The sequence below is a fragment of the Bradyrhizobium sp. HKCCYLS3013 genome (genome assembly GCF_051167615.1).
In the GTDB taxonomy this organism is placed as follows: Bacteria; Pseudomonadota; Alphaproteobacteria; order Rhizobiales; family Xanthobacteraceae; genus Bradyrhizobium.
Window position 1 is genome coordinate 105,619 of the sequence record NZ_JBNPTK010000005.1, and the last position, 25,206, is coordinate 130,824.

22 protein-coding genes are annotated in these 25,206 nt (G+C 65.5%); 5 read left to right on the top strand and 17 right to left on the bottom strand.

Annotation, left to right across the window (positions count from 1 at the left end):
- Positions 1–107: 107 nt before the first annotated feature.
- A complete protein-coding gene (locus tag ACQR1F_RS11415; protein ID WP_434913045.1) occupies positions 108–1,205 on the top strand; it encodes an alkene reductase in 1,098 nt (365 codons plus the stop codon).
- A gap of 172 nt (positions 1,206–1,377) precedes the next feature.
- Here the strand turns inward: ACQR1F_RS11415 and ACQR1F_RS11420 are convergent, their stop codons facing one another.
- The 3 genes from ACQR1F_RS11420 to ACQR1F_RS11430 form a co-directional block, all read right to left on the bottom strand.
- Positions 1,378–1,746: a hypothetical protein gene (locus ACQR1F_RS11420; protein ID WP_409997934.1), complete on the bottom strand. Its 369-nt coding sequence runs from the start codon at positions 1,744–1,746 to the stop codon at positions 1,378–1,380.
- A gap of 542 nt (positions 1,747–2,288) precedes the next feature.
- The gene (locus tag ACQR1F_RS11425) at positions 2,289–5,321 is read right to left on the bottom strand and encodes an autotransporter domain-containing protein (protein ID WP_434913046.1); all 3,033 of its coding nucleotides are present in this window, start codon (positions 5,319–5,321) and stop codon (positions 2,289–2,291) included.
- Positions 5,322–5,767: 446 nt separating this feature from the next.
- Positions 5,768–8,161 carry a TonB-dependent receptor gene (locus tag ACQR1F_RS11430; protein ID WP_434913047.1) on the bottom strand — a complete coding sequence of 798 codons (2,394 nt, stop codon included), beginning with the start codon at positions 8,159–8,161 and terminating at the stop codon, positions 5,768–5,770.
- A 310-nt stretch (positions 8,162–8,471) separates the two neighbouring features.
- Here ACQR1F_RS11430 and ACQR1F_RS11435 point away from each other — a divergent pair, with 310 nt between their 5' ends.
- Positions 8,472–9,104, top strand: a complete 633-nt coding sequence (locus ACQR1F_RS11435) for a response regulator transcription factor (RefSeq protein WP_315802742.1) — start codon at positions 8,472–8,474, stop codon at positions 9,102–9,104.
- A 79-nt stretch (positions 9,105–9,183) separates the two neighbouring features.
- Here the strand turns inward: ACQR1F_RS11435 and ACQR1F_RS11440 are convergent, their stop codons facing one another.
- Complete coding sequence (locus tag ACQR1F_RS11440) at positions 9,184–9,540, bottom strand: EF-hand domain-containing protein (protein ID WP_434913149.1); 357 nt, start codon at positions 9,538–9,540, stop codon at positions 9,184–9,186.
- Between the two features lie 957 nt (positions 9,541–10,497).
- Here ACQR1F_RS11440 and ACQR1F_RS11445 point away from each other — a divergent pair.
- Positions 10,498–11,340, top strand: a complete 843-nt coding sequence (locus tag ACQR1F_RS11445; RefSeq protein WP_316217355.1) for a hypothetical protein — start codon at positions 10,498–10,500, stop codon at positions 11,338–11,340.
- 48 nt (positions 11,341–11,388) lie between these two features.
- Positions 11,389–11,730, top strand: a complete 342-nt coding sequence (locus ACQR1F_RS11450; protein WP_434913048.1) for a hypothetical protein — start codon at positions 11,389–11,391, stop codon at positions 11,728–11,730.
- Between the two features lie 43 nt (positions 11,731–11,773).
- On the opposite strand, the gene ACQR1F_RS11455 is transcribed toward ACQR1F_RS11450, so the two are convergent.
- The 3 genes from ACQR1F_RS11455 to exbB are packed head-to-tail and all read right to left on the bottom strand — an operon-like array spanning position 11,774 to position 13,920.
- A complete protein-coding gene (locus ACQR1F_RS11455; protein WP_434913049.1) occupies positions 11,774–12,718 on the bottom strand; it encodes a TonB family protein in 945 nt (314 codons plus the stop codon).
- On the bottom strand, positions 12,715–13,140 hold the full coding sequence (gene exbD, locus ACQR1F_RS11460) for a TonB system transport protein ExbD (RefSeq protein WP_315802739.1): 426 nt from the start codon (positions 13,138–13,140) through the stop codon (positions 12,715–12,717). The genes ACQR1F_RS11455 and exbD overlap by 4 nt, the downstream gene beginning before the upstream one ends.
- 3 nt (positions 13,141–13,143) lie before the next feature.
- Positions 13,144–13,920, bottom strand: coding sequence for a tonB-system energizer ExbB (gene exbB / locus ACQR1F_RS11465; RefSeq protein WP_434913050.1), 777 nt, complete (start codon positions 13,918–13,920; stop codon positions 13,144–13,146).
- A 380-nt stretch (positions 13,921–14,300) separates the two neighbouring features.
- On the opposite strand from exbB, the gene ACQR1F_RS11470 reads away from it, so the two are divergent.
- A complete protein-coding gene (locus tag ACQR1F_RS11470; RefSeq protein ID WP_434913051.1) occupies positions 14,301–15,116 on the top strand; it encodes a tetratricopeptide repeat protein in 816 nt (271 codons plus the stop codon).
- On the opposite strand, the gene ACQR1F_RS11475 is transcribed toward ACQR1F_RS11470, so the two are convergent.
- From ACQR1F_RS11475 to ACQR1F_RS11520, 10 genes are all read right to left on the bottom strand, one after another.
- The gene (locus tag ACQR1F_RS11475; protein WP_434913052.1) at positions 15,105–15,818 is read right to left on the bottom strand and encodes a hypothetical protein; all 714 of its coding nucleotides are present in this window, start codon (positions 15,816–15,818) and stop codon (positions 15,105–15,107) included. The two genes, ACQR1F_RS11470 and ACQR1F_RS11475, sit on opposite strands and share 12 nt — an antisense overlap.
- A gap of 168 nt (positions 15,819–15,986) precedes the next feature.
- Entirely contained in the window at positions 15,987–17,783 is a 1,797-nt protein-coding gene (locus ACQR1F_RS11480; RefSeq protein ID WP_315802736.1) for an ABC transporter substrate-binding protein, read from the bottom strand.
- A gap of 67 nt (positions 17,784–17,850) precedes the next feature.
- Entirely contained in the window at positions 17,851–18,180 is a 330-nt protein-coding gene (locus ACQR1F_RS11485; RefSeq protein WP_315802735.1) for a DUF2160 domain-containing protein, read from the bottom strand.
- Between the two features lie 188 nt (positions 18,181–18,368).
- A complete protein-coding gene (locus ACQR1F_RS11490) occupies positions 18,369–19,175 on the bottom strand; it encodes a carbohydrate ABC transporter permease (protein ID WP_315802734.1) in 807 nt (268 codons plus the stop codon).
- Positions 19,175–20,077, bottom strand: coding sequence for a carbohydrate ABC transporter permease (locus tag ACQR1F_RS11495; RefSeq protein WP_315802733.1), 903 nt, complete (start codon positions 20,075–20,077; stop codon positions 19,175–19,177). Before ACQR1F_RS11495 ends, ACQR1F_RS11490 begins: the two co-directional genes overlap by 1 nt.
- Before the next feature lie 3 nt (positions 20,078–20,080).
- Positions 20,081–21,163, bottom strand: coding sequence for an ABC transporter ATP-binding protein (locus ACQR1F_RS11500; protein ID WP_315802732.1), 1,083 nt, complete (start codon positions 21,161–21,163; stop codon positions 20,081–20,083).
- Positions 21,164–21,175: 12 nt separating this feature from the next.
- Positions 21,176–22,258 (bottom strand): ABC transporter ATP-binding protein, encoded by a 1,083-nt coding sequence (locus tag ACQR1F_RS11505; RefSeq protein ID WP_315802731.1) that lies wholly within the window; start codon positions 22,256–22,258, stop codon positions 21,176–21,178.
- Complete coding sequence (glpD, locus tag ACQR1F_RS11510) at positions 22,255–23,808, bottom strand: glycerol-3-phosphate dehydrogenase (RefSeq protein WP_316178066.1); 1,554 nt, start codon at positions 23,806–23,808, stop codon at positions 22,255–22,257. The genes ACQR1F_RS11505 and glpD overlap by 4 nt, the downstream gene beginning before the upstream one ends.
- Positions 23,809–23,961: 153 nt before the next feature.
- Positions 23,962–24,795, bottom strand: coding sequence for a DeoR/GlpR family DNA-binding transcription regulator (locus ACQR1F_RS11515; RefSeq protein WP_316178064.1), 834 nt, complete (start codon positions 24,793–24,795; stop codon positions 23,962–23,964).
- Between the two features lie 150 nt (positions 24,796–24,945).
- Entirely contained in the window at positions 24,946–25,137 is a 192-nt protein-coding gene (locus ACQR1F_RS11520; RefSeq protein ID WP_315802729.1) for a hypothetical protein, read from the bottom strand.
- Positions 25,138–25,206 lie beyond the last annotated feature (69 nt).

Consider the following 25,206-nt stretch of genomic DNA (forward strand, 5'->3'; position numbering starts at 1 on the left):
CATCGCGCGGCTCGTCTGCGCCGGACGGATACCTCCCGGCATTGCGCTGTTCGCGGCAATGCACAACTGACCTGAACCCCGTCCTCCTCCCTCCTGGAAAGACCCCGATGAGTGCATCCAAACTGTTCGAGCCGTACCAGCTCGGTCCGATCACCCTCGCCAATCGCGTCGTGATGGCGCCGCTGACGCGCAACCGCGCCGTCGAAGGCCTCGCCGCTGGTCCACTGACGGCCGAGTATTACGCCCAGCGCGCCTCGGCCGGCCTCCTGATCTCCGAGGCCAGCCAGGTCTCGCAGCAGGGCCAGGGCTACCAGGACACGCCCGGCATCTATTCCAAGGCGCAGATCGCCGGCTGGCGCAAGGTGACCGACGCGGTGCATGCCAAGGGCGGGCGCATCTTCATCCAGCTCTGGCACGTCGGCCGCATCTCCCATGTCTCGCTGCAGCCGAACGGCGGCGCGCCGGTCGCGCCCTCGGCCGTCGCCGCCAAGACCAAGACCTTCGTCGGCGGCGCCTTCACCGACGTCTCAGCGCCACGTGCGCTCGAACTCGCGGAAATTCCCGGCATCGTCGCGGCGTTCAAGCAGGCCGCGCTGAATGCGATCGAGGCCGGCTTCGACGGCGTCGAGATCCACGGCGCCAACGGCTATCTGCTCGACCAGTTCGCCAAGGACGGGGCCAACAAGCGCACCGACGCCTATGGCGGCTCGATCGAGAACCGCGCAAAGCTGATGCTCGAGGTCGCCAAGGCCGTCTCGGAGGCGATCGGCGCCGACAAGACCGGCATCCGCCTGTCGCCGGTGACGCCGGCCAACGACATCTCGGATTCCAATCCGCAGGCGCTGTTCGACTACATCGTCGACCAGCTTGCGGCCCTGAATCTGGTCTACATCCACGTGATCGAGGGGGCGACCGGCGGCCCGCGCGACGTTGCACCGTTCGACTACGCCTCGCTGCGCAAGCGCTTCAACGGCACCTACATCGCCAACAACGGCTATGACCTCGCGCTCGCGAACAAGCAGCTCGATGCCAACGCGGCCGACCTGATCGCCTTCGGTCGGCCGTTCATCGCCAATCCCGACTTGGTCGAGCGGCTCAAGACGGGCGCAGCTCTCAACGAGCTCGACCGCGCCACCCTCTATGGCGGCGGCGAAAAGGGCTACACCGACTATCCGACGCTGAAAGCGGCGCAAGCGGCGGAGTAATCGTCATCTCGTAGGGTGGGCAAAGCGCTGCCGCCAGGCGGCGCGTGCCCACCGTGCATCCGCGCCAGCGGAGGGAATGGTGGGCACGGCGCGCAAGAGACCGCGTCTGACGCAGCATGTCGCTTGCGCGCCTTTGCCTACCCTCCAGCCCTGCGATCCAGCACATCCCCACCTACATCATGCTGCCCGGCAGGAAGCAGCGCACATCGATGCGCAGGCCCGTATTCAGCTCGCGATAATACACGGGCCATACCATCGTCCGGCCGGCGCGATTGGGCTCAGTCACCACGGCCTCTTCCGGAACGACCCACCATTGGCCTTCAATGCGGACACGATAGCGGCCATCCTTCGTGTCCCAATCCGTGTCCGAGAGCGCGGTGCCATCCGCATCCGAGCAGCACGGCCCCCTGCCCGAACGCAAACTCTCGAACCAGCCCTTGAGCGGAGAATTGGCATAACGCCCGTCGAGATCGCGCGCCGTCGCATCGCCAAGCAGCAGAGAATGCGCACCTATACCACCGGCGAGAGTCGCGACCGAGATTGTCGCTCGTACCCAACGGCGGACGTGGGGCCGGCGAACATCCACCAACAATGAGACGATCGATACAAGGCTTGAAGATCTACGACTCATGTGCACACCTCGCTGCTCGATACGATGCGCAATAGCTGGTCGGCTTCTGTGGCGGAAGTTCGTAGTTGACGGAGGCCGGCAGCAACTAATCGCGAGGCTTCGTAAATTCCAAGAGCAGGCAACGATCCCGCTCACGAGGCCAGCGGGATAATTGCCCGAGACCCGGCGTGAGCAGGCCCCTCGACGATTCATGCAGGCCGCGTAGGGTGGGCAAAGCGGCCGCCCCGCAGGCGTCGCGTGCCCACCGTGCACCCGCGCAACCGGAAGGAATGGTGGGCACGGTGCGCGATGGAGTTCAGCTCGCGGCATGCAGTGTCGCGCGGCCTTTGTTCACCCTACGGCAGCGGAGACGCGTCGCGCCGCGCGCTGCGACGATGCAGCGACAAAAAGGCCGGGATTGCTCCCGGCCTCTTCGACGTCGTGCTTCGCAGGCTCTGCCAAAGGCGGACTCTTCAGAACTCCGCCCGCACCTTCAGCACCGCCGACTGCTCGAGATACTGGCTGCCGACCACGGCGTTGTAGCCCAGCGAGATCGACTGACGCTCGCCGAATGCCACCAGCTTGAGCGCGGCGCCCAGCTCGGCCAGGTTGCGTTCGGGCGACGGTCCGGCGGCGAAGAAGGTCGCGCCGCCGCCGGCGAAGCTTGCGGTCACGTTCTGCGCGGTGTTGCCGAACTCGTGCCGCCATGCCGCCAGCGTCTCCAGGCCGAAGCCGTAGGTCGAGGTCACCAGCAACGGAACCGAGGCGCGGAGGCCGAGGTTCGAGCGCACCGAATTGGTGGTCTGCTTGGCGATCGCGAGCGCGGCACCTGCGGTGCTGGTCTCGGTGTAGGCCTGCTGATCGAGGCGGGCATAGGTCACGCCGGCAAACGGCGTCAGCACGGCCTGATCCACCTTCACGGGCAGACCGAATTCACCGCGGAGCAGCGTCAGCCACCCCTTGTGGCTGCCGGAGGCGGTATCGGTGAAGCCCGCGAAGTTGATGCGGCGCGTGGTGGTGTAGTCGACCAGCGCGACGCCGGCGGAGCCGTTGACGTACCAGGACGGCTGGACATAGGCACCGTACACCGTGCCCTGATAGTGCTGCATCCCGACCGCATCGCCGGCGGCGGTCCGATCGTCCATCGCGCTGGTGGCATAGCCGAACGCGGCACCGACGCGGAACGCACCATCGATCCGCTGATCGACGCCGGCAACGAGCCCCCCGGTATTGCCGCTGTAGCCGGCAACACCGGCCACGTCGCGCTGCGACGCATTGGTGCCGATCAGGCTGCCCCAGACGGTGCGTTCCGGTTCGGGCGCGATGGCCGGAGCCAGCGCTGCCTTCACCGTCGGACGGGCCTTGGTCGCATTGAAGGCCATCAGCATCGAGGTGAGCGGATCGGTGTCGTCGGCGAACGCCGAGGCGACGCGCGAATTGGGCGATGCGGCCGCGGCCGTCAGCCGGTTGTCGATCTGGTTCTGGAACAGCGATGCGGTGCTGAGCGGCACCTGGACCTGGGCGCCGTTCACGAACGGACGCAACTGATCGCCGGCGCTGCGCACCTCCCTGTCGGTGCCGAGGCTCTGCACCGCGCCGCCGAGCGCCTGCACCTGCGCGTTGCTGCCGCTGTAGCCAAGCAATCCGTTCAGCGCGGCGAGGCTGGAGGGCGAGATGCCGGCGATGGTCGCGGGCGACCGCACGGATGCATTCAGCAGCAGAGCCCCGGTGGACGTATCGGCCGTGAAACCGACCAGCGCGCCGGAGAAATCGACGTCGAGCGGCGTCGCCGACACCACCGTCGCGACGCGGTAGACATCGCCATGGCGCACGATGCCCTGAAGCGTCGGCGCGACCGTGCCCGCGCCCGCAAAGGTCACCGCGCCCGTGATGTTGCCGATCCTGGTCGACGGCGCCGCCGCGGTGCCGCCAGATCCGAAGATCGTGGTCCGCAGCACGGCGCCATCGACGAGCTGCACGCCGGCCCCGCCGCTCACGGTGACCTGCGACTTCATCAGGTCCAGCATGCCGAAATTGACGATGCTGGCGAGGCTTGTCACGCCGTCGAGCGTCAGCGAATTGCTGCCGAGGCCGTTCTGCGCGACGACGTTGCCGCTGAAGCCGGTGCCCTTGAGCAGGATGGCATTCGTGGCGCCATCCTCGTCGTTGATGGTGATGTCTCCGCCGAGCGTGCCCGTGTTGACCAGATTGAATGTGCGGGCGCCGAAGAACGTCGCCGCCTGGTTGTTGCTGGCGGCGCAGAGCGGGTCCGTGGTGTTGGTGCCGGCCGTCGGACAGGCGTTGCCGTTGGCATCCATGCCCGAGCCGGAACTGCTATAGGTGCCGGCGACGGTACCCGCGGTCGCCTTGGCAAAGGAGCCGCGCGAGGCGCTCTGGTCGACCGAGATCGATCCCGAGATCGTGCCGCTGTTGGTGATGTCATGCTCGCCCGAGCCGAGATAGAGGTTACCCTGGATCAGGCCGGCATTGGCGATGACGCTGTCGCGCGGGCCAGAGTTTGAGCCGCTGCCGGTCAGCGGGAAGGTCGATCCTGCGGCGAGACCGGCGGCGGTGGTCAGCGGATTGGTATCGAGCGCCAGGATGTCGCCCTTGATCACGCCGCTGGCATTGTTGGTCAGCGTCAGCGCCTTGGTCTCCGTCACCGTCACGTTGCCCGCGGAGTCGAACTTGTAGAGCGGCGAATCCGGATTGCTGCCGGGGATGGTATCGAACTCGGCGCCGGCGAACGCTGCGATCGCCCAGTGACCGTCGTAGAAGCGGCTCGCCGCCGTCCAGCTCGTGTTGGCGATGGTGCCGGAGTTGGTGATCGAGGTGTCGGCCCGGCCGTAATAGGCAGCGGCATAGTTGCCGGTCGCCGAGATCGTACCGCCGGCGCGGTTGTTCACCACGAAGCTGTTGGTGTTGTCGTCGGAATAGAGCGCCGAGATGACCGCGAGGTTGGTGCCGTTGTACCGGCCTGTCGCCGTAGCGCCGATCGAAACGCTCAGCTTGCTCGCATCGAACGCGCCGAAGACATTCTGGGTGACGGCGAGCGTCCCGGTGTTGTTGACGGTGAACTTGTTGACCTGGCTGTCGGCGACGACGACGTGAAGCCGGCCGGCGCTGAGCTGGCTGGTGGTGAGGCTCAGCCAGCCGGCATTGTTGATGATGACGTTGTTGACCGCCGGATCCTCGGCATTGGAGAAATTGGCCGCGATCATGCCGCGATCGGCCAGGCCGGTCTGGGTGTTCGTAGTGAGATTGCGAACGGCCGTGGAGTCCAGCGTGACGATCGTCGTGGGAGGGTTGGGATTGTAGCCGGTCGCTGGAAAGACCGGGTTCGCCGGCGTATAAGAATTGCTGCCGCTCGAGGGCGTCGCTGTCGCCGCAGCGGCGTCGTACACGGTGATCGCGGAGGAGATGCTCCCGCTGCAGGTGACCGTGACACCCGGCGTCGTGCACTCGGCCCTTGCCTCGCCGACGACCATCCATGTCGACAACAACACGAAACTAGCGGCAGCCGCCTCGCTGCGCTTTTTGCTTTTTGATTTCACCTGACGCCCCACGTTACGCAATACACGGCTTCTTGTTGATGACCGATTGTATCGAAACGTTGGCAGGAACCAGCAAGGCGAACTTTTCTATGAACGCACGGGACATTGTCCAACTAACAGCGGAATTAGTCCCATAGTAATTCGATTAATCATCATAAGCGGCTTCGCTTGAAGCGCCGCTCTCCCGCCAGATCTGAAACTTGACGACGAGGACGGCAGACCGCTCCACCGCGAAGGACATCGCAGAGATGAACTCCGCGCTCGCGGTTCCGGCACCTGCAAGACCCCGACCAGCAAATGAAAAGGCCGGGATTTCTCCCGGCCTTCTTGCCACGGTGGGGGCTGCCGTGGCGCGGCGCGGATGCGCCTATGCGTCGCTGGTGGTCCGTGGCTGAGGCTCAGAACTTCGCCCGGATGCCGGCATAGGCCGCGAGCGGCATTCCCGGCACCATGCTGCGGGGATCGTTCAACGCGAACGCCGTTCCGCCGCCGGCGGTGTTGAAGCCGGCAGGGTCGAACACGGTGCCCGCCGAGTAGTAGCGCTGGTTGAACAGGTTCTGGATCAGGCCGAACACCTCGACGTTCTTGGTCACCTGATAGGACGTGTTGACGTTCACGACCCAGTAGGCCGGAACCTTCGGATAGACGTTGGTTTCGTCGTGCAACAGGTACTGGCTGCCGACATAGTTGACGCTGGCGCCGACCTTCCAGGCGTCGGTCACGGCATATTCCGCGCCGAGCTTCAGGCGATGCGCCGGAATGCCGGGAATGTGGTTGCCGGAGACGACACCGACCGGCGCCCCGAGGAACGGATCGTTGACGTCGAAAGCACTGCGGAAGGTGGCGTCGATGAAAGTATAGTTGGCGTATGCGGTCCAGCGATTCCAAGCGAGATCGAGCTTGGCCTCGACACCCTGGCGGAGGGTGGTGCCGGCGTTCTTGAAGTAGCCGCGCACCGGGTTGGCCGGGTCGACGACCTGGATGATGTCGTCGGAATTCTCGGTCCGGAACAGGCTGAGGCCCCAGCGCAGCCGCCAGCCGTCATCAACCGCCATCGACTTGATCGGCGCCTTGCGATAGGCCGGCAGATCGGCGGCGTAGGCCGAGCGGCCGCCGGAGATCTCGCCGCGCAGGCCGCCTTCGACGGTGCGCGACACCACCTGCTTGAGCGGCGGATCGGCGATCAGGAAGTTGTCGATCAGGCAGGGATTGGCCGGATCGGAGCAGCCGAGCTCGAGCGGCGTCGGCGCGCGGTTGGCCTCGGAGTAGCCCGCGTAGGCGGTCATATCAGGCGTGATCTTGTAGGTCAGGCCGACCACCGGGTTGAAGCGCTGGAAGTTGTTGTTGCTGTTCAGCAGCGGCGCGAAGCCGGTCTGGTCGCGCAGATTGATCTGCGCCCAGTTGAAGCGGCCGCCGGCCGTCAAGGCGAGCTGCGAGGTGATGTCGAAGGTGTTGGTCGCGTAGACGCCGAGATAGGTGTTCTTGGCGTTCAGGTTGACCGGGGCGAGGCCGGCATTGGGCTGATCGACGTAGACGCCGAGGCCGGTGACGAACAGATTGTTGTCGATGGTGCCGAGCTCGGAGGTGGCCTGGAAGTTGGTATTGCCGTGATCGACGCTGGCGCCGACGACGAAATGGTTGTCATGGCCGAAGAGCTGCGTCGTCGAGGTCGCCTGCAGCGAGCCGCCATAGCTGCCGGTCTTGACCGTGTTGCGGTCGATCTGGCCGAGCGCCGCATCGCCCGCCAGCGTGTTGACGGTCGGACCGTTGCGGTTCATCTGGAACTCGGTGCCGGCGGCATCGCTGAGACAGAATTCGCCGGGGAACGCGCCCGCAGGGTCGCAGGCCGCAACCTCGGTGCCGTTGCCGTCGATGCGCGCGGATTTGTAGTTGCGGTAGTAGCCGTTGGCCTGGACCGACAGCGTGTCGGTGGGCGCCCACTTCAGGCTCGCCTGCACCATCTGCATCTGCAGGCGCAGCGACTGCGGCCAGGTGTAGACGCTCGACCAGCGCTGGTTCAGCATCTCGATCGGCGTCGCCGCGACCGAGCCGAGCTTGTTGTCGGCGCCGGTGAAGGAGAGGTGGAATTCGGTGTTGTCGCCGCGCGCGCCGAAATCGGCATACATGCGCCGGATCTGCGAGGCCGACGAATAGTCGCGCCAGCCGCGGTCATAGGCGCCTTCCGCGGCAATGTATGTCGAATAGGTGCCATTGTTCCAGCCGTATTGCGCCCCCGACTGGATCCGGCCGAACGAGCCGCCGAACAGCTGCGCTTCGCCGCCCTGGTAGTTGAAGCCGTTCTTCATCTCGATCGAGAGCGCGCCCCCGGTGGCATTGAGGCCGAACAGCGGATTGTTCGGCATCAGGGTCATGCGCGCGATCGCCATTTCCGGGATCAGGTCCCAGTTGACGACGTCGCCGAAGGCCTCGTTGATGCGGGTGCCGTTCTGGTAGACGGCGATGCCCTGCGGCGTGCCGAGCACCGGCGAGGCGGTCTGGCCGCGGTAGTTCAGGTCGCGCTGAAACGCGTTGCCGGTCTGGTCGCTGAGCGAGACGCCGGGCACCGATTGCAGGATGCCGTCGAGCAGCGTCGGCGCGCGGCTGTGGTCGAGCTCCCGCGCCCCGATGGTTTCGACGTTGGATGGAATCTTGTCCTTCGCAATCTCGCTGCCCTGAACGGGCGAGACGCCGACCACCTCGATGGTCTGCAGGGTTTGCTGCGCGAACGCAGCCGTGGGCAGCGACGCACACGTCGCGAGAAGCGCGCTCTTCAGCGCCGACAGTCTGGTCAAGACGTCCCCCAGTTTCTTGTCGACCGGTTCCGGCAACAGCCCACGCCCCTGAGCCCCACCCGCACCAGAACTGGTCGATTTACCCGTTTACGAACCTTAACATTCGTAAACAGCCGTCCAGTTCGTCGCAACGGGCAATATTCTTCGGCCCCTAGGGACAATCTTCCCGGATCCGGAAAGTGGAGATCAATTCGCCGGGCTCTCTCCCAGACTCGGCCGCACTGTTGCACCCGATCCTGGTTTGCAAGGGAACTCATTGGTAGAGGGAAGCATCGGCGCCGTCGGCGCCATAGGGGCAAGACGACGTCGGATGTATCGCGTTCTTCTCGTCGACGACCACCCGGTCGTGATCACGGCCTGCCGCTGGCTGCTGAACGAAGCCGGGATCCGCTCGCTGTCCGAGGCACACGATGCCGACAGCGGGTACGACGCCTATGTCCGTGACCGGCCGGACGTCGCGATCGTCGATCTGCGTCTGCACGGGCAGGAGCTCGGCGGCATCCGTCTGATCGAACGCATGCGGTCGCACGATCCCCGCGCCCGGATCCTGGTCTTCAGCATGCATGCCGATCCGCGTATCGTCCGCTCGGCGATCGACGCCGGCGCCAGCGGCTATCTGCTGAAGGACGCGCCGCCGCACGAGCTGCCCAAGGCGTTGGAGCAGGTGCGCGCCGGCGGCACCTATCTCGATCCGCAGCTCGCCACCCGCATCGCCCTGCTCCGCGCCGACCCCGATGGCATGGCTGCCCCTGCGCTGACCCCGCGCGAGCGCCAGGCGCTGGCGCTGCTGGCCGAGGCGAAATCCTATCAGGCGATCGCCGACCATCTCGGCATCAGCTACAAGACCGTCATCAACCTGACCTACCGGCTGCGGCAGAAGCTCGGGGCCCGCAGCCTGCCCGACCTGGTTCGTCTCGCAGTGGAAATGTCCCGCCCGAGCTGAAACGCGAGGGGCCTGCGACGGTCTCCCGTCGCAGGCCCCGTGAGTTGATGTCTTGGTCGCGTCCGATACGGACGGCGCCTCACTTCAGCAGCTTGGCGACCGACTTCAGCTCTTTCGAATCGAGCGTGCCGTCGTTGTCAGGATCGGCCGCCTTGAAGCGGCCTTCCACCAGCGCGAGATACTCGTCCTTGGTCAGCGTGCCGTCATTGTCCGGATCCGCGGCCTTGAGATCCTTGGCCGACACGCGGCCGCGCAGCTCCTTGGCGTCGAGCGTGCCGTCATGGTCGCGATCGAGACGATCGAACAGCGCGCCGGCGGCCGTGCGGACCTCGCTCATGTCGGCGGTGCCGTCCTTGTCGGGGTCGATCGCGGTCAGCAGCTTCGAAGGGGCCGGTGCACTGACAGCCATCTTCGACGTGCCGACGATCGCGGCCATGCCGACGGCGGCGGCCGTCATCATCAGTTTCCAATTCATCGAATTGATCCTTTGTCTCCGCCGTCCGAGGGGCGGCGATGAAGGGCACGAAAACAACGTATGCGAGCGTCGCTGGTTTCATCGGCAACGCGCCACACATCGCTTTGACGTATGGGAGGCCCTGTCATTTCGCAAGTGCAAGAACGCGACGCCCGAGAAATTCCCGCAAGAGCGTCGAGACTAGAACCTCGGTCCGTGTAGGAAATATCTCCCCGGACGGTCGCGACGCGGACCGCTATCGTGGTCGAAGGTGCCTCCCTCCGCCTCGGCCCGGGCGTTGGCGACGTGGCGTCTGCGCTTGGCGACATGCCTTGCGGTTCTGGCATCGCTCCCCGACAACGCGTGTTGGGCTTGCCCAACCTGACTTCTCTTGCCGGCGTGGGTTTGACTCCACCAGGCTTCCAACTGGTCCCGCAGCGTCTCCTCCGCGAAGGCGCGTCCGTCCGGCAGCAGCGTGGACAGGAGGAGCGCGACTATCAGCCCGAGCGGCATCGGCTGAGCGGACAAGCGGCGGCGATGACCGGGTGTGTGAAGCACGGGCGTGTCCATTCTCTGGCTGATCCGGCGATCAGCAATGCATGCTGCAACCGATGTTTTCCTCGCTCTATGACCTCAATGTGTTTGCAACACGCCACATTCATCACCGTGTTGAGATTCACTCGCGAAATGGCCGCCATATTGTCTCGGTCAAAATGTCCCGTTCGACTTGCCAAAACATCCCTATTCCTCACCGAAACAGGAAAGGCCGGAGCAAATGCGGCATTCAACGACTGATCGTTTCCCGATCGCGTCATCTTTCAGCCGACAGGCCCGCATGTTTTCGCCCCGGCGACTCGTTAGCTCATCAGTTGAAGGGAGCGCGGGGACATGCAGCCGAACGGCATCGCCAGGAGTGCAAGAAGACGATCGCGATTGTACATGGCTGCCGGTGCTCTCGTGCTCGCGCCGTTCGGCGCAGCGGCCGAGGAGATCCAGGGCAATGACCCGGCCTCGCCCGGACATTTCCAGGTCGAGCAGCGCTTCGGCTATCTGACCACCTTCAATCCGCAACAGAACGGCGGACGCCGCGTGCCGCAGCGTGCGGTCACCGGCGAGACCGAGATCGGCTACTCGCCGACCGAATGGTACGAGATCGCGTTGACCTCGCCCTACGCCTTTGCCCGCACCAATGTGCCGATGGCGCTGGGCAACGTGATGGACAACGGCGTGCCCGGCTATTCATTCCAGTCCGGCGGCGTCACCATTCGCCAGACCTTCATCCAGGGCGACCGGCTCGAGCGCACCGTCTTCCTCGGCCTGGTGTCACGCACCATCCTGGCGCCGCAGGGCGGCCTGACGCCCGATCTGTGGGTCGCCAACAAGGCCGGCGCCGGCCAGCCCGGCGCGCCGCGCTTCGTGCAGGAGGCCACGCCGCGGGTAGCGCAGATGTTCACGCCGATCATCGGCGTCAACCTGCCCAACGACTATCAGCTCATCTTCAACGCCAACATGACCTTCGGCATCGACGGCGCCGGCTCGGCGTTCGAGCCGTCGGTGCGCTTCGTCAAGCGCCTCAGCGACCGCTGGACCGTCGGCATCGAGCATTTCTCCAATCTCGGACCGTTCGGCTACATCCTGCCCTGGAATCAGCAGATGCAGACGCTCTACGCAGTCGCCGACACCCGCTTCAAGGGCTTCGAGCTCAGCTTCGGCCTCGGCTACGGCCTGACCAACGCCTCGCGTGGCCTCGCCGTCAAGACCAGCATCGGCAAGGATTTCTGATCCGCGCGCCTTCATCCCGTGACCAATCATAAGAAAAGGACACTCGTCATGCGTCGCCTCGTCACCGCCTGCGCGCTTCTCATGCTGGCCGGCTCCGCCGCGTCCGCCGAGGACGGCCCGCGCTTTCTCAATCGCACCGGCCAGACCATCGTGAAGATGTACCTGGCGGCCGCGGGCACCAAGACCTGGGGCGCCGACCAGTGCAAGAACGACGACGAGGGCGAGGTCGACCATAACGAGCGCATGACCTTGGTCGGCGTGAAATCAGGCCGCTACGACATCAAGCTGTCCGAAAAGGGCGGCCGCACCTGCATCGCCAAGAACATCGAGCTCAAGGAAGGCGCGCAGTTCGTCGTGCGCGATACGGATCTGACCGAGTGCAGCAAATAGCGGGACGGAGCGCCATCGGACGTAGCTCCGGATGGCGCCGCGTTCAGCGCGGCCTCAGATGCAGCGGCACCGTGCGCGAGACCTGCGCCTGAGCCATCGCCGGCGGAAAGCGCGGGAACGGCGCGGCGCGTTCGATGATGCCCATCGCCGCGCGGTCCAGCGCCGGCGAGCCCGAGCTGCCGGCGAGCCGTCGCGACAAGAGTCGTCCGTTGCGATCGATCACGACGTTCAGCATGACGGTGCCGCTCGCGCCATTGCCGTCGGAGGGATAGGCCGCGGCGCGGCGGATCTGCGCCACCACCTCGGCGTTCCAACTGGCCTGGCCCTCGCGCGCCCCGACGCTGTCCTCGCCGGGATTGGGCGCCGACGCGACACGTGAAGGCCGGGCCGCCGGCGCCGCAGCCGGCTTCGGCGGCGCGGACTTCCTCTCGGCCTTCTTCGTTTCCTTCTTCTCGACCGGCTTGCGCTCGACACGCTCGGGCACGGGAACGGGCTTCGGCTCCGGCGGCTTCGCCTCGATCGGTTTTGGTGGTGGCGGCGGCGGCAGAACGACATCGTCCGCACGCGGCGGCTCGGGCGCGAGGGCGACCTGCGGCGCGGGCTCCGGCGAGGGAATGACATCCGGCTCCAGGTCAGGCTGCGCCACGACCTGCGGCTCCGGCTCGGAGGGAGCCGGCGGGACAGGCTCAGCGACGGCCTCACGCGCGACCGGCTCGTCCTTCACCTGCTCTTCCTTCGGCGGCTCCGCCGACGTTGGCTCGGACGCCGGCGCATCCTGCGCCGTCGGCGCCGGCTCGCTCACCACCGCCGGGGTGAACACGACGTCGAAGGCCGGCGCCTGGGCACGCCCCTGCGGCGCGGGGCGCAGCAGCAGATAGCCGACGGCGAGCCCGACATGCAGCGCGGCCACCACCAGCGCGGCGATGGTCCACAGCGTCCGCTCACGGCGCTGCTCGTGTTCGAACGGATCGAGCGTCAGGACGCTCACTGCGCGCCCCGGTCTTCCAGTGCGACGAGTGCGACCTTGGTATAGCCGGCGCGGCGCAACGTGTTCATCAGCGCCATCACCTCGCCATAGGGCAGCGTCTGATCGGCGCGCAGCAGCACGCGCTGCTCATGATCGGACTTGGTGGCGGCATCGAGCGAGGCGGCGATGTCGGCCTGCGCCACGCTCTGGTCGCCGACGGCGAGCGAGCGGTCGGCCTTGAAGGTGACGAAGACCGGCGTCTCCGCGCGCGGCTGCGGCTCGGCCGAGATCGCCGGCAGGTTGACCGGGACGTCGACCGTGGCGAGCGGCGCGGCGACCATGAAGATGATCAGGAGCACCAGCATGACGTCGATGAACGGCGTCACGTTGATGTCGTGCGTCTCCTCGAACTCGTCGGTGCGCCGGGCGAGCTTGACGGCCATGGCTCACTCCGCCGGATTGGCGATCGACAGCATCGGCGCCTCGACCGCGCGGATGGCGCTGCGCCGCGCCTCGGCGGGCCCCGCATGCTGCCGGTCGAGATCGCGGCTGAGCAGCCGCATCACCGCCACCGATGCATCGGCGATGACGGCGCGATAGCCGCCGGTGGCGCGCGCGAACAGGTTGTAGATCACGACCGCGGGAATCGCGGCGGCGAGGCCGAAGGCGGTCGCGAGCAGCGCTTCCGCGATGCCCGGCGCCACCACCGCGAGGTTGGTCGTATGCGCATGCGAGATGCCGATGAAGCTGTTCATGATGCCCCAGACCGTGCCGAACAGGCCGACGAACGGGCCGACGGCGCCGACGGTGGCGAGAATGCCGATGCCGCGGCCGATGCGCGCCACTGCCGCCGCCTCGATCCGCTCGAACTGCCAGGAGACGCGCTCCTTGATGCCGTCGGCAGGCAGGCCGCGCGACTTGTCGATCTCGTCGTCGGCCAGGGCGAGAAGCCGGCCGACGACACCGTCGTCGGCCGAAATGCGTCCTGTCGCATCGGTCAAGGAGCGGGCCGCCATGGTGATGCCGAGCGCGCCGCGGGCCGTGCGCAGCGCCGAGCGGAGCTGAATGGTCTTGACGACCAGCACCGTCCAGGTTGCCACCGAGGCCAACGCCAAGCCGATCATCACCGACTTCACGACGATGTCGGCCTGCATGAACATGGTCCAGGGCGACAACGCCTCCGGCAGCGTGCTCGCGATATTGGCGATGTGCGCCTGATCCATGGCCGTACTCCCTGTAAGGGACCTTGGGGGTCCTCGATGCAGCCGCGGAGCCCCGTGCCGTCCACCGTTCTCCCCGGAGGGCTCTTGGTTTTGATACCCGGGCAGAGCTGCAATGGAACGGCTGCACTGTTCGCAAGCCGAGAGTGCCGCCTGTTCTCGGCAGCTTCAAGACACTTGCCTCATGGAATATGTCCCCAGGCCGATGGGAAGAATTCCCGGATGGAACGGGCGCGAGCGGTTGCTGCGCTACGGTGGTGCGCATCGGCCTCAAGTTCGCGCAGCTCGAGCCGGCGAGGGCACCGCTCGCATCACCGCGGACGATGAGTCCGGAGCCGGCACCCGAGTTCAGTTGTCCGGCCCGACCGTATATGATCGTGAATATGAGCGAGACCACCGAAGAGATCGCACGCCGCGCCACGGCCGCCTTCAACGCAGGGCGCGCGGCAGAGGCGCAACGGCTGTGCGAAACGGGCTTGAAGCAAAGTCCAGACGAACCGATGTTGAGCCATCTGCTTGCCGCAGTGCTGTTCGCGGTCGAGGACAACGCCGCAGCACGGTTGCGCATCGAGGCCAGTCTGGCCCGCCGGCCGGACCATGCCGCAGCTCGGCTGCTTGCGGCGCGCATCGCGCGGGTGGGGAAGGATTTCGAGCGCGCGCTCGCCCATGTCGACCGCGCCATCGCGCTGTCACCCCGCCGCGAGGTCTTCATCGAAAAAGCTCGCATTCTCGATCAGGCAGGAATGGCAGCCCAGGCGCGGGCAGCTTGGCTGGCGATTCTCAAGGTCATACCGGAGCACGACGAAGCACTAGCGCGGCTCGGACGTCTTTCCTGGGAGAACGGCGACTTCGATACGGCACGGACCGTCCTCGAACGGGCAGCCAACCCGGCTGCGCCGGCCTCGGTCTGGTTCGATCTCGGCCTCGTGCGACAGGATGTTGCGGATCTCGCGGGAGCTGCCGCAGCCTATCGCCGCGTGCTGGCGATAAGGCCGGATCACGCCGAAGCGGCGCTCAATCTCGGCATCGTCCTGCAGGAGAGCGGCGACCCCGACGCGGCAATGCAGGCCTATGCTTGTGCCTATCGGCTTCGCCCACAGATGTTCGGTGCCATCGCCATGGCGCTCACCTCGGCTCCGCATGGCCGACTTTGGATCGACCCTGCCGCGTTGAAGCGCGCCCTGAACTCAGCTGGTTAGGCGGCCGCGGCGTGCGCGAAATTTCTTGCGGTACACGTTTGGTGTCGCGAGCACCTCAGCCACCGTTGCAGCGTAGGTCTCACGCTGCGCGTCGTCGAGCGGCTCGAACACGAGCTGCGGCGGCTCGCGCAATACGGCGAAGCACTGCGCCACAGGCGTACCCTTCGGCAGGACGCCGGTGAAATCCGGATCGAGCCAGAGCGCTGGAAAATTGATGCCGCCATCGTGGAAGCGATCGGCATCGACGAGGCCCGACAGGGTGCGGAACGGCAAGTCCTCGCGGTTGACCGGATGCGTCGCGAAAAGCGACCACCCGGCTTCGCACTCGATCGTCCAGAAGGAATTGAACTTGATGGCCGCCTGCTGATCCGACGCGAACGGCGCGCCCATCAATTGCGCTGCGACATGAAAGCTCAACGGCGCACGCGGATGTCCCTTGGTCGCCGGGGCCGGGATGTCCCATTCCCAGGCGAACGCGCCGCACTCGACGCTGACGTCACAGGGCAGCAGGATCATGACGCCATAGGCCATCGCGTCGACGAAGGGCGGACACTGTTTGACCGTGCGGATGTCGCGCCCGTGCAGCTCGGAATGCGCCGAGGCCGGCATCTGCCGCAACCAATCCGGCAGCACGGTTCTGGCCGGCACCGGCCGCGGCAGGTGATCCACAAGGGCGGGATCACAGCGAAAGGTCATGCGCATCGCAATTTCCAGCGGCTCGAACCAAGTCTCATCGGGTGACGAGCAGAGCGATCCGAACGCGCATGATCGGACAAGTCAACGAAAAAGAAGAAGGCCGGGATTGCTCCCGGCCTTCCAAGCTCCCGACGGACGAACCGACCTGTCGCCGACCCGCCGCAGGAGAGGCAGTTACTTCGCCTCGGCGCGCTTCGGAGGCGACGCCGGCCACGACTTGATCAGCGTGTCGTAGTCGATCGTCTCGCCCTTCGGCTTCTCGTTCGCGAGCTTGCGCTGCGGAGCGATGTTGCCGTCCTTCGCCGACTTGTTGAACCAGTACTCGGCCGACTCCTTCTTGTTCAGCTTCGGCCCGCAGTCGCCCTGGACCTTGGACTTCTCAAGACGCTCGAGCACGGAGTCCTGCGCGGCTGCGAGTGCGTCCATCGCCTGCTGCGGCGTCTTCGCACCGGACGACGCATCGCCGATGTTCTGCCACCACAGCTGCGCGAGCTTCGGATAGTCGGGCACGTTGTTGCCGGTCGGGGTCCACTGCACGCGCGCGGGCGAGCGGTAGAACTCGATCAAGCCGCCAAGCTTCGGCGCGCGCTCGGTGAACGACTTGTCCCAGATGTCCGATTCACGGATGAAGGTCAGACCGACATGGCTCTTCTTCAAGGACACCGTCTTCGAGACGATGAACTGCAGATAGAGCCAGGCCGCCTTGCGGCGATCGACCGGCGTGGACTTCAGGAGCGTCAACGATCCCACGTCCTGATAGCCGAGCTTCATGCCGTCCTTCCAGTAGGAGCCGTGCGGCGACGGAGCCATGCGCCACTTCGGCGTTCCGTCGGCGTTCATCACCGGCAGGCCGGGCTTGACCATGTCGGCGGTGAAGGCGGTGTACCAGAAGATCTGCTGAGCGATGTTGCCCTGCGACGGCACCGGGCCGGATTCCGAGAAGGTCATGCCCTGGGCCTGCGGCGGAGCATACTTCTTCATCCAGTCGAGATACTTGACGATCGAATAGACTGCGGCAGGTCCGTTGACGTCGCCGCCGCGCTCGACCGAGGAGCCGACCGGACGGCAACCTTCCATGCGGATGCCCCATTCGTCGACCGGCAGGCCGTTCGGGAGGCCCTTGTCGCCGTTACCGGCCATCGACAGCCAGGCGTCGGTGAAACGCCAGCCGAGCGAGGGATCCTTCTTGCCGTAGTCCATGTGGCCATAGACTCGGACGCCGTTGATCTCCTTGATGTCGTTGGTGAAGAACTCGGCGATGTCCTCGTAGGCCGACCAGTTCACCGGCACGCCGAGGTCGTAGCCATACTTGGCCTTGAACTTGGCCTTGTAGTCCGGGTTGGTGAACCAGTCGTAGCGGAACCAATACAGGTTGGCGAACTGCTGGTCGGGCAACTGATACAAATGGCCGTTGGGCGCGGTGGTGAAGGACTTGCCGATGAAGTCGTTGACGTCGAGCATCGGATCGGTGACGTCCTTGGCGTCCTTCGCCATCCAGTCCGTCAGGTCGACGGCCTGGCCGTAGCGGAAGTGGGTGCCGATGAAATCGGAGTCGTTGATCCAGCCGTCATAGACGTTCTTGCCGGACTGCATCTGGGTCTGGATCTTCTCGACGACGTCACCTTCCTGGATGATGTCGTGCTTGACCTTGATGCCGGTGATCTCTTCGAACGCCTTCGCCAGAGTCTTGGACTCGTATTCGTGGGTTGTCAGCGTCTCGGAGACAACGTTGATCTCCATGCCCTTGAAGGGTTCAGCGGCCTTCATGAACCACTGCATTTCCTTCATCTGGTCGTCCTTCGAGAGCGTCGACGGCTGGAACTCGCTGTCGATCCACTTCTTTGCGGCGGCCTCGTCGGCCTTTGCCGGAACGGACATCGTCATGCCCGCGGCAAACAGCGCTGCGGCGCTGGTCATCGCGAGGTAGCGGGCCTTGGTCAAGTGATGCTTCCTAGGCTTCAAGTGTCGCATGCTTTCCTCCTTGAGCGACAATATTCCAGGTCCGGGTTGCCCCCGGATCTGCCCCTTTTCACTTGCGTCAGACGGTGCGAAAGATCGCAACGGCGGACGCAAGCGAAATTGCGGTTGCGAGCCACAGGCTCGAAACCTCAAACCCTTCCTCGCCGATCGGCAAGGTCGTAATCGTGTCGGTGCCGACCAGGCCGATCCAGGCAAGATGGATGATCGCGGCCAAGATCAGCGAGATGAACAGACGATCGCCGCGCGTGGTCGGAATGCGCAGCACCCCGACCCGCTCGGCCTCGGGGTAGCGGGCCGCGAGCCAGGTCATGACGACCAGCGTGCAGGCCAGCGCGGCGAAGAAGATTGCTGTCGGCAGGGTCCATGCCATCCATGCGATGTTGTCCATGGCTCAGTGACTCCAGGCGGTAGCGGCCCCCCTCCCCCGCTTGCGGGGGAGGGTTGGGGTGGGGGCGCCGCGAGTCGAACTGCCCGAGAGGACAGAGGTCCCCACCCGCATCGCATCTGACGATGCGACGCGACCTCCCCCGCAGGCGGGAGAGGTGGAGCGGAGACTGCGGCGACATGAAATCATCATCACACCCGTCCCAGCGCGAAGCCGCGCGCGATGTAGTTGCGGACGAACCAGATCACGAGCGCGCCGGGGATGATGGTCAGCACGCCGGCGGCGGCGAGCAGGCCCCAGTCCATGCCGGCGGCAGACACGGTTCGCGTCATGATCGCCGAGATCGGCTTGGCTTCGGTCGCCGTCAGCGTGCGCGCCAGCAGGAGTTCGACCCAGGAGAACATGAAGCAGAAGAACGCCGCCACGCCGATGCCGCTGGCGATCAGCGGCACCAGGATCTTGATGAAGAAGCGCGGAAACGAGTAGCCGTCCAGAAACGCCGTCTCGTCGATCTCGCGCGGCACGGACGAGACGAAGCCCTCGAGAATCCAGACCGCGAGCGGGATGTTGAAGATGCAATGGGCCAGCGCCACCGCCCAGGGCGTATCGAACAGCCCGATCGCCGAGTAGAGATTGAAGAACGGCAGCGCATAGACCGCGGCCGGCGCCATGCGGTTCGACAGCAGCCAGAAGAACAGATGCTTGTCGCCGAGGAAGCGGTAGCGCGCAAAGGCGTAGGCCGCCGGCAGCGCTACGGCAATCGAGATCACCGTGTTGATGACGACGTATTTCAACGAGTTGATGTAGCCGGAATACCAGCTCTCGTCGGTGAAGATGCGCATGTAATTCGCGATGGTCGGCTGATGCGGCCACAGCGTCATGGTCGAGACGATCTCGGTGTTGGTCTTGAAGCTCATGTTGACGAGCCAATAGATCGGCAACAGCAGGAAGACCAGGAACAGCGAGATGATGATTCGGCGGCCCGGAATCGTGTTCATCACGCGCCCCCTTCCACCGGCCGGCGCTCGGCGCCGGCATTGGTCATGATGGTGTAGAACACCCAGCAGACGATCAGGATGATCAGATTGTAGACCAGCGACAGCGCCGCGGCCTTGCCGAGGTCGAACTGGCCGAGCGCGATCTTGACCAACTCGATCGAGATGAAGGTGGTGGAATTGCCCGGGCCGCCGCCGGTGACCACGAACGGCTCGGTATAGATCATGAAGCTGTCCATGAAGCGCAGCAGCACGGCGATCAGCAGCACGCGGTGCATCTTCGGCAGCTGGATCGCGGTGAACACCGCCCAGCGCGAGGCGCCGTCGATCTGGGCCGCCTGGTAGTAGGCGTCCGGGATCGATTTGAGGCCGGAGTAGCATAGGAGCGCCACCAGGCTGGTCCAGTGCCAGACATCCATCAGGATGACGGTGAACCAGGCGTCAGCCTCGTTGGAGACGTAGTTGTAGTCGAGGCCGATGGCGTTGAGCACATAGCCGAGCAGGCCGATGTCGGGACGCCCGAAGATCTGCCAGATGGTTCCGACAACGTTCCACGGAATCAACAGCGGCAATGCCAGCACGACCAGTGCGAACGCCACGGTCCAGCCCTGCCGCGGCATCGCCAGCGCGATCACGATGCCGAGCGGGACCTCGATGGCGAGAATTGCGCCGGAGAAGATCAGGTTGCGCCACAGCGAGGCGAGGAAGCGGCCGCCGAGATCGGTCGAGGGATCGAGCAGCTCCTTGAACCAGCCGACACCGTTCCAGAAGAACTGGTTGTTGCCGAAGGTGTCCTGCATCGAATAGTTCACCACCGTCATCAGCGGCAGAATGGCGGAGAACGCCACCAGCAGGAACACCGGCAGCACCAGGAACCAGGCCTTGTTGTTGATGGTCTTGTCCATCACTCAGGCTCCCTCGACGAGACGGCTGTCGGCATAGACGTGGACATAGGCTGGATTGAACTTCAGCCCGATCGCGGAGCCCTGCGGCGAGAAGCCGGCCGGCAGTCGCGCGGCGAACTTGACGTCGCCGACACGGACGCGCGCGAAGCGGATGCGGCCGAGATCGTCGACGCGCTCGATATTGGCATCGAGCAGGCCGGGTCCGGGCTGCGCGACATCGACGAATTCCGGACGGACGCCGATCTCGATCTTGGCTCCGGCCGGCAGCGCGTCGTAGCTGCGCGACAGCGTCAGCGTGTGACCGTCGATGCGGGCCTCGCGTCCCTTCACCTCGGCGGAGAGGATGTTCATGCCCGGCGAGCCGATGAAGTACCCGACGAAGGTATGCGCCGGCTTGTCGAACAGCTCTGCCGGCGTGCCGCTCTGCACCACGCGGCCGTCATGCATGACGACGACGGTGTCGGCGAAGGTCAGCGCCTCGGTCTGGTCGTGGGTGACGTAGATCATCGTCAGGTCGAGCTCACGATGCAGCGCCTTCAGTTTCGAACGCAGCTGCCATTTCAGCTCGGGATCGATCACGGTCAGCGGCTCGTCGAACAAGACGGCGGCGACATCGGAGCGCACCAGGCCGCGGCCGAGCGAGATCTTCTGCTTGGCGTCGGCGGTGAGCCGTGTCGCCTTGCGGTTGAGGTCCGGAGTCAGATCGAGGAGACGCGCGATCTCGGCGACGCGCTTGTCGATCTCGGCCTTGGGCACGCCGCGGTTCTTGAGCGGAAAGGCGAGGTTCTCGCCGACCGTCATCGTGTCGTAGATCACCGGGAACTGGAACACCTGCGCGATATTGCGCTCACGGGTCGAGGCTTTGGTGATGTCGGTGCCGTCGAACAGGATCTTGCCGTGCGAGGGCGTGAGAATGCCCGAGATCAGGTTGAGCAAGGTGGTCTTGCCGCAGCCGGACGGGCCGAGCAGCGCATAGGCGCCGCCCTGGCGCCAGGTCATCGTCACCGGCTTCAGCGCGTAGCTCTCGATATCGCCGCTGTTGCCGTTGTAGGCGTGGGCGAGATCGACGAGGTCAATGCGGGCCATGCGGCATCTCCCTCAGATCGCCGGCGCGGCGACCAGGCGGTCGCCGGCGTCGAACACGAACACATTGGACGGATCGAGCACCGCGTCGAGGATCTCGCCGGGCTCATATTCATGGACGCCGTGCAGCACGGCGACCCAGTTCATGCCGTCGCGCGTCAGATGCACGAAGCTCTCCGATCCCGTGATCTCGGTGACCGAGACGATCGCGGGAAAGGCATGGCGGCCGTGGCTGCCGTCGCCTTTGCCAAGCCCGAGCTGATGCGGGCGGAAGCCCACGCGGTAGGCGCCATCGGACAGATCGGCATAGAGGCCGACCGCCGGCGCCTTGACCCCGCCGGCATACTCCACGCTCTCGCCGCGCTTCTGGATCTCGACCGTGTTCATCGGCGGGTCCGAGAACACCTGGCCGACACGCAAGGTATCGGGTCGGCGATACACGGCCGCGGTATCGCCGGCCTGCAGCGCCTGCCCTTCCCACATGCAGATGGTGCGGCCACCGAGCAGCAGCGCCTCCGACGGCTCGGTGGTGGCGTAGACGAAGATCGCGCCCGAGGCTTCGAAGATGCGCGGCAGCTCGGTGCGCAGCTCCTCGCGCAGCTTGTAATCGAGATTGGCGAGCGGCTCGTCCAGCAGCACGAGGTCGGCCCCCTTGACCAGAGCGCGCGCGATCGCGGTGCGCTGCTGCTGGCCGCCGGAGAGCTGCAGCGGCGTGCGCTTCAGATAGGGCTCGAGCCGGAGCAGCCGCGCCGCTTCCGCCACGCGCTTCTCGATTTCCTGGCGCGACTTGCCCTGCACGCGCAGCGGCGAGGCGATGTTCTCATAGACCGTCAGCGAGGGATAGTTGATGAATTGCTGATAGACCATCGCGACCGAGCGCTGCCGCACATCGGCGCCGGTGACGTCCTTGCCGTCGACCAGCACGCGGCCGGTGGTCGGCTTGTCGAGGCCGGCGAGCAGCCGCATGATCGAGGTCTTGCCGGACAGCGTCGGCCCGAGCAGCACGCTCAGCGTGCCGCGCTGCAAGGTCAGCGAGACGTCGCGAATGGTGGTCACGCCGTCGACAATTCGGGAGACGTGATCGAGCGTGACGCTCATGCGCGTCCTCCCGCCTCACGCGCCGGCAAAGTGGAGCGCTCGCGATTGGCTGTGATCCACGCCTCGAGGGCGGCGATCTCAGCCGCCGACATCCGCAACCCCAGCTTCGATCGACGCCACACGATGTCCTCGGCCGTCAACGCCCACTCGTCCGTCATCAGGTACCTGACTTCACGCTCCGTCAAGGTGCCACCGAAGTCCTGGCCGAGATCGGCCAAAGATGTCGCACCGGCGAGCATGGCCGCAGCCCGCGTGCCGTAGGCATGGGCGATGCGCTTCGCATGTGCATCCGACAGGAACGGAAAGGTCTTGCAGAGATCCGCAATCAACGGCCCGACGGCCGAGACCTTCATGTCGCCGCCGGGCAGCGGCGCCTTGCCGGTCCAGCCTTCCTCCGCGTCGCCCCCTTTCAGATAGGGCGCAAGACGCTCCAGCGCCTCTTCCGACAGGCGCCGGTAGGTGGTGATCTTGCCACCATAGATCGACAGCAGCGGCAAGCCGCCGGGCGTATCGAGCTCGAATACGTAGTCGCGGGTCGCTGCCTTGGCCTCGCTGGCGCCGTCATCATAGAGCGGCCGCACGCCGGAATAGCTCCACACAACGTCGGCCGGCGTCACCGGCTTGGCGAGATATTCCCCGAGCGCGGCGCAGAGATAGGCGATCTCCTCGTCGGTCGCCTTCACCTTGGCCGGATCACCCTGATAGTCGCGATCGGTGGTGCCGATCAGCGTGAAATCCTGCTGATAGGGAATGGCGAAGATGATGCGGCCGTCGGCGTTCTGGAAGATGTAGGCGCGGTCGTGATCGTAGAGCTTGCGCACCACGATGTGCGAGCCCTGCACCAGCCGCACCTTCGCTTTCGCATTGACGCCGGCGCCGGTCGCCAGCACCTGCTCGACCCAGGGACCGGCGGCATTGACCAGCGCGCGCGCCTTGATGGTCTCGCGCTCGCCGGTCTGGGTGTTCTCGGTCGTGACCAGCCAGTGGCTGCCATCCTGATGGATCTCGGTCGCACGCGTGCGGGTGCGGATGACGGCGCCGCGATCGGCGGCATCCCGAGCGGTCAGCACGACCAGGCGCGCATCGTCGACGAAGCAGTCGGAATATTCGAAGCCCTTGCTGTAGCGCCCGGGGATCAAGGGGCGGCCGACCTCGTCGCTGCGCAGGTTCACCGACCGCGTCGGCGGCAGCAGCTTGCGGCCGCCGAGATGGTCATAGAGGAACAGGCCGAGGCGCAGCAGCCAGGCCGGGCGCAGCCCCGAATGATGCGGCAGCACGAAGCGCAGCGGACGGATGATATGGGGCGCGATCTGCCACAGGACTTCGCGCTCGATCAGCGCCTCGCGGACCAGCCGGAACTCGTAATATTCGAGATAGCGCAGGCCGCCGTGCACGAGCTTGGTCGACCAGGACGAGGTTCCGCTCGCCAGATCGTTCATTTCACACAGGAAAACGGAATTTCCGCGTCCGGCCGCATCGCGCGCGATGCCGCAACCGTTCACGCCGCCTCCGACAATGGCGAGGTCGTAGATCCGCTCCAACAGACGCATCCCCCGGCAATCGCCTTGACTGCGGCGATTTCACTTTCGGTTTCGAGTTAAACACAAACGAAAGTGAAAGCAAATCGAAATTCGCATGTTGGGCCGCGGTTGGGCAAAAGCTGCCCAAACCGGGATCAAGGAGCCTGCGAGAGTGGCGGAAAGTCAGGCGCGGCGGAGCACGGCGGACCCCGCCGTTTCGGTTGCCTCTGCGGCGTCGTCGGCATCGTCGGCGGGCATCGCCGAGACCACCTCGATGCCGCGGCTATGGCAGAGGCTCGCCAGTCCGTCCGGCAGGGGGCGGTCGGTGACGAAGGTCTGGATCTGGCTGAGATGTGCGATGCGCACCGGCGCGCTGCGGTGGAGCTTGGTGGAATCGGCGACCAGCATCACGCTGCGGGCATTGGCGATGATCGCCTGCGCAACCTGGACCTCGCGATAGTCGAAGTCGAGCAGCGCGCCCTCCTCGTCGATCGCCGACGCGCCGATGATCGCATAGTCGACCTTGAACTGGCCGATCAGTTGCGTCGCGGTCGATCCGATGACGCCGCCGTCCGAGCGCCGCACGGTGCCGCCGGCCACGATCACCTCGATGCGCGGATGCGGATAGAGCAGCATCGCGACGTTGAGATTGTTGGTGATGACGAGCAGGTCCTGGTGCGACGACAGCGCGCTCGCCACCTCCTCCGTCGTGGTGCCGATATTGATGAACAGCGAGGAGCCGTTCGGAATCCGCGCGGCTGCAACCGCACCGATCGCCTTCTTCTCGTCCGCAGCGACGAAGCGCCGCGCCTCGTAGGCGAGATTCTCGACCCCGGAGGCGATGATGGCCCCGCCATGAATGCGCGTCAGCGCGCGCTGCTCGCACAGATCGTTGAGATCCTTGCGGATGGTCTGGGCCGAGACCTCGAAGCGGCGCGCGAGATCCTCCACCATGACGCGGCCGGAGGCGCGGGCGATGTTGAGGATGTCGGTCTGGCGTTGGGACAGGACGGCCATGGCAAGCTTTCAGGACAAGCTGCACCATGGTGATGCTGATCGAGTCAAGCGTCAATCGGCGAAGCATTGGGCGCATCGCAGCAATCGCCCGCCCCGGAGCAGCTCAGACGCGGCCTTGGTCCGGCCTACGTCCACGTGCGCCGAGCTCGCTCAGGCGGCTGCGCTCAGCTCACCGGTCACGAGCCGAATCGCGGCGCGTTCGGCTTCGCGGGCATTGCGAAACACCTGGCCCTCGAGGGCATTGAAGCGATGGGACGCCGCGAAGAAGCGAAAGCCGCCGCGGTCGCGGATGACGATCCCCGCCGCCTGGGAGCTGACCTCGATGATATAGGTTTCGGACATTGCGCAATCCCGTCGTTCATTCCGGGGCGTATAACCGAGCTCCATGACGAATGTTCCGTGCAGGGAGCC

What these genes read in the sequence shown, in the direction of transcription:
- ACQR1F_RS11485 (WP_315802735.1), bottom strand. Translation starts at nt 18,180, where the DNA reads ATGGACAACATCGCATGGATGGCATGGACCCTGCCGACAGCAATCTTC.
- ACQR1F_RS11440 (WP_434913149.1), bottom strand. Translation starts at nt 9,540, where the DNA reads ATGGCCGCGATCGTCGGCACGTCGAAGATGGCTGTCAGTGCACCGGCC.
- ACQR1F_RS11490 (WP_315802734.1), bottom strand. Translation starts at nt 19,175, where the DNA reads ATGAACACGATTCCGGGCCGCCGAATCATCATCTCGCTGTTCCTGGTC.
- ACQR1F_RS11505 (WP_315802731.1), bottom strand. Translation starts at nt 22,258, where the DNA reads ATGAGCGTCACGCTCGATCACGTCTCCCGAATTGTCGACGGCGTGACC.
- ACQR1F_RS11515 (WP_316178064.1), bottom strand. Translation starts at nt 24,795, where the DNA reads ATGGCCGTCCTGTCCCAACGCCAGACCGACATCCTCAACATCGCCCGC.
- exbB (WP_434913050.1), bottom strand. Translation starts at nt 13,920, where the DNA reads ATGGATCAGGCGCACATCGCCAATATCGCGAGCACGCTGCCGGAGGCG.
- ACQR1F_RS11475 (WP_434913052.1), bottom strand. Translation starts at nt 15,818, where the DNA reads ATGCGCATGACCTTTCGCTGTGATCCCGCCCTTGTGGATCACCTGCCG.
- ACQR1F_RS11415 (WP_434913045.1), top strand. Translation starts at nt 108, where the DNA reads ATGAGTGCATCCAAACTGTTCGAGCCGTACCAGCTCGGTCCGATCACC.
- ACQR1F_RS11445 (WP_316217355.1), top strand. Translation starts at nt 10,498, where the DNA reads ATGGCTGCCGGTGCTCTCGTGCTCGCGCCGTTCGGCGCAGCGGCCGAG.
- ACQR1F_RS11435 (WP_315802742.1), top strand. Translation starts at nt 8,472, where the DNA reads ATGTATCGCGTTCTTCTCGTCGACGACCACCCGGTCGTGATCACGGCC.
- ACQR1F_RS11450 (WP_434913048.1), top strand. Translation starts at nt 11,389, where the DNA reads ATGCGTCGCCTCGTCACCGCCTGCGCGCTTCTCATGCTGGCCGGCTCC.
- exbD (WP_315802739.1), bottom strand. Translation starts at nt 13,140, where the DNA reads ATGGCCGTCAAGCTCGCCCGGCGCACCGACGAGTTCGAGGAGACGCAC.
- ACQR1F_RS11500 (WP_315802732.1), bottom strand. Translation starts at nt 21,163, where the DNA reads ATGGCCCGCATTGACCTCGTCGATCTCGCCCACGCCTACAACGGCAAC.
- ACQR1F_RS11470 (WP_434913051.1), top strand. Translation starts at nt 14,301, where the DNA reads ATGAGCGAGACCACCGAAGAGATCGCACGCCGCGCCACGGCCGCCTTC.
- glpD (WP_316178066.1), bottom strand. Translation starts at nt 23,808, where the DNA reads ATGCGTCTGTTGGAGCGGATCTACGACCTCGCCATTGTCGGAGGCGGC.
- ACQR1F_RS11480 (WP_315802736.1), bottom strand. Translation starts at nt 17,783, where the DNA reads ATGCGACACTTGAAGCCTAGGAAGCATCACTTGACCAAGGCCCGCTAC.
- ACQR1F_RS11495 (WP_315802733.1), bottom strand. Translation starts at nt 20,077, where the DNA reads ATGGACAAGACCATCAACAACAAGGCCTGGTTCCTGGTGCTGCCGGTG.
- ACQR1F_RS11520 (WP_315802729.1), bottom strand. Translation starts at nt 25,137, where the DNA reads ATGTCCGAAACCTATATCATCGAGGTCAGCTCCCAGGCGGCGGGGATC.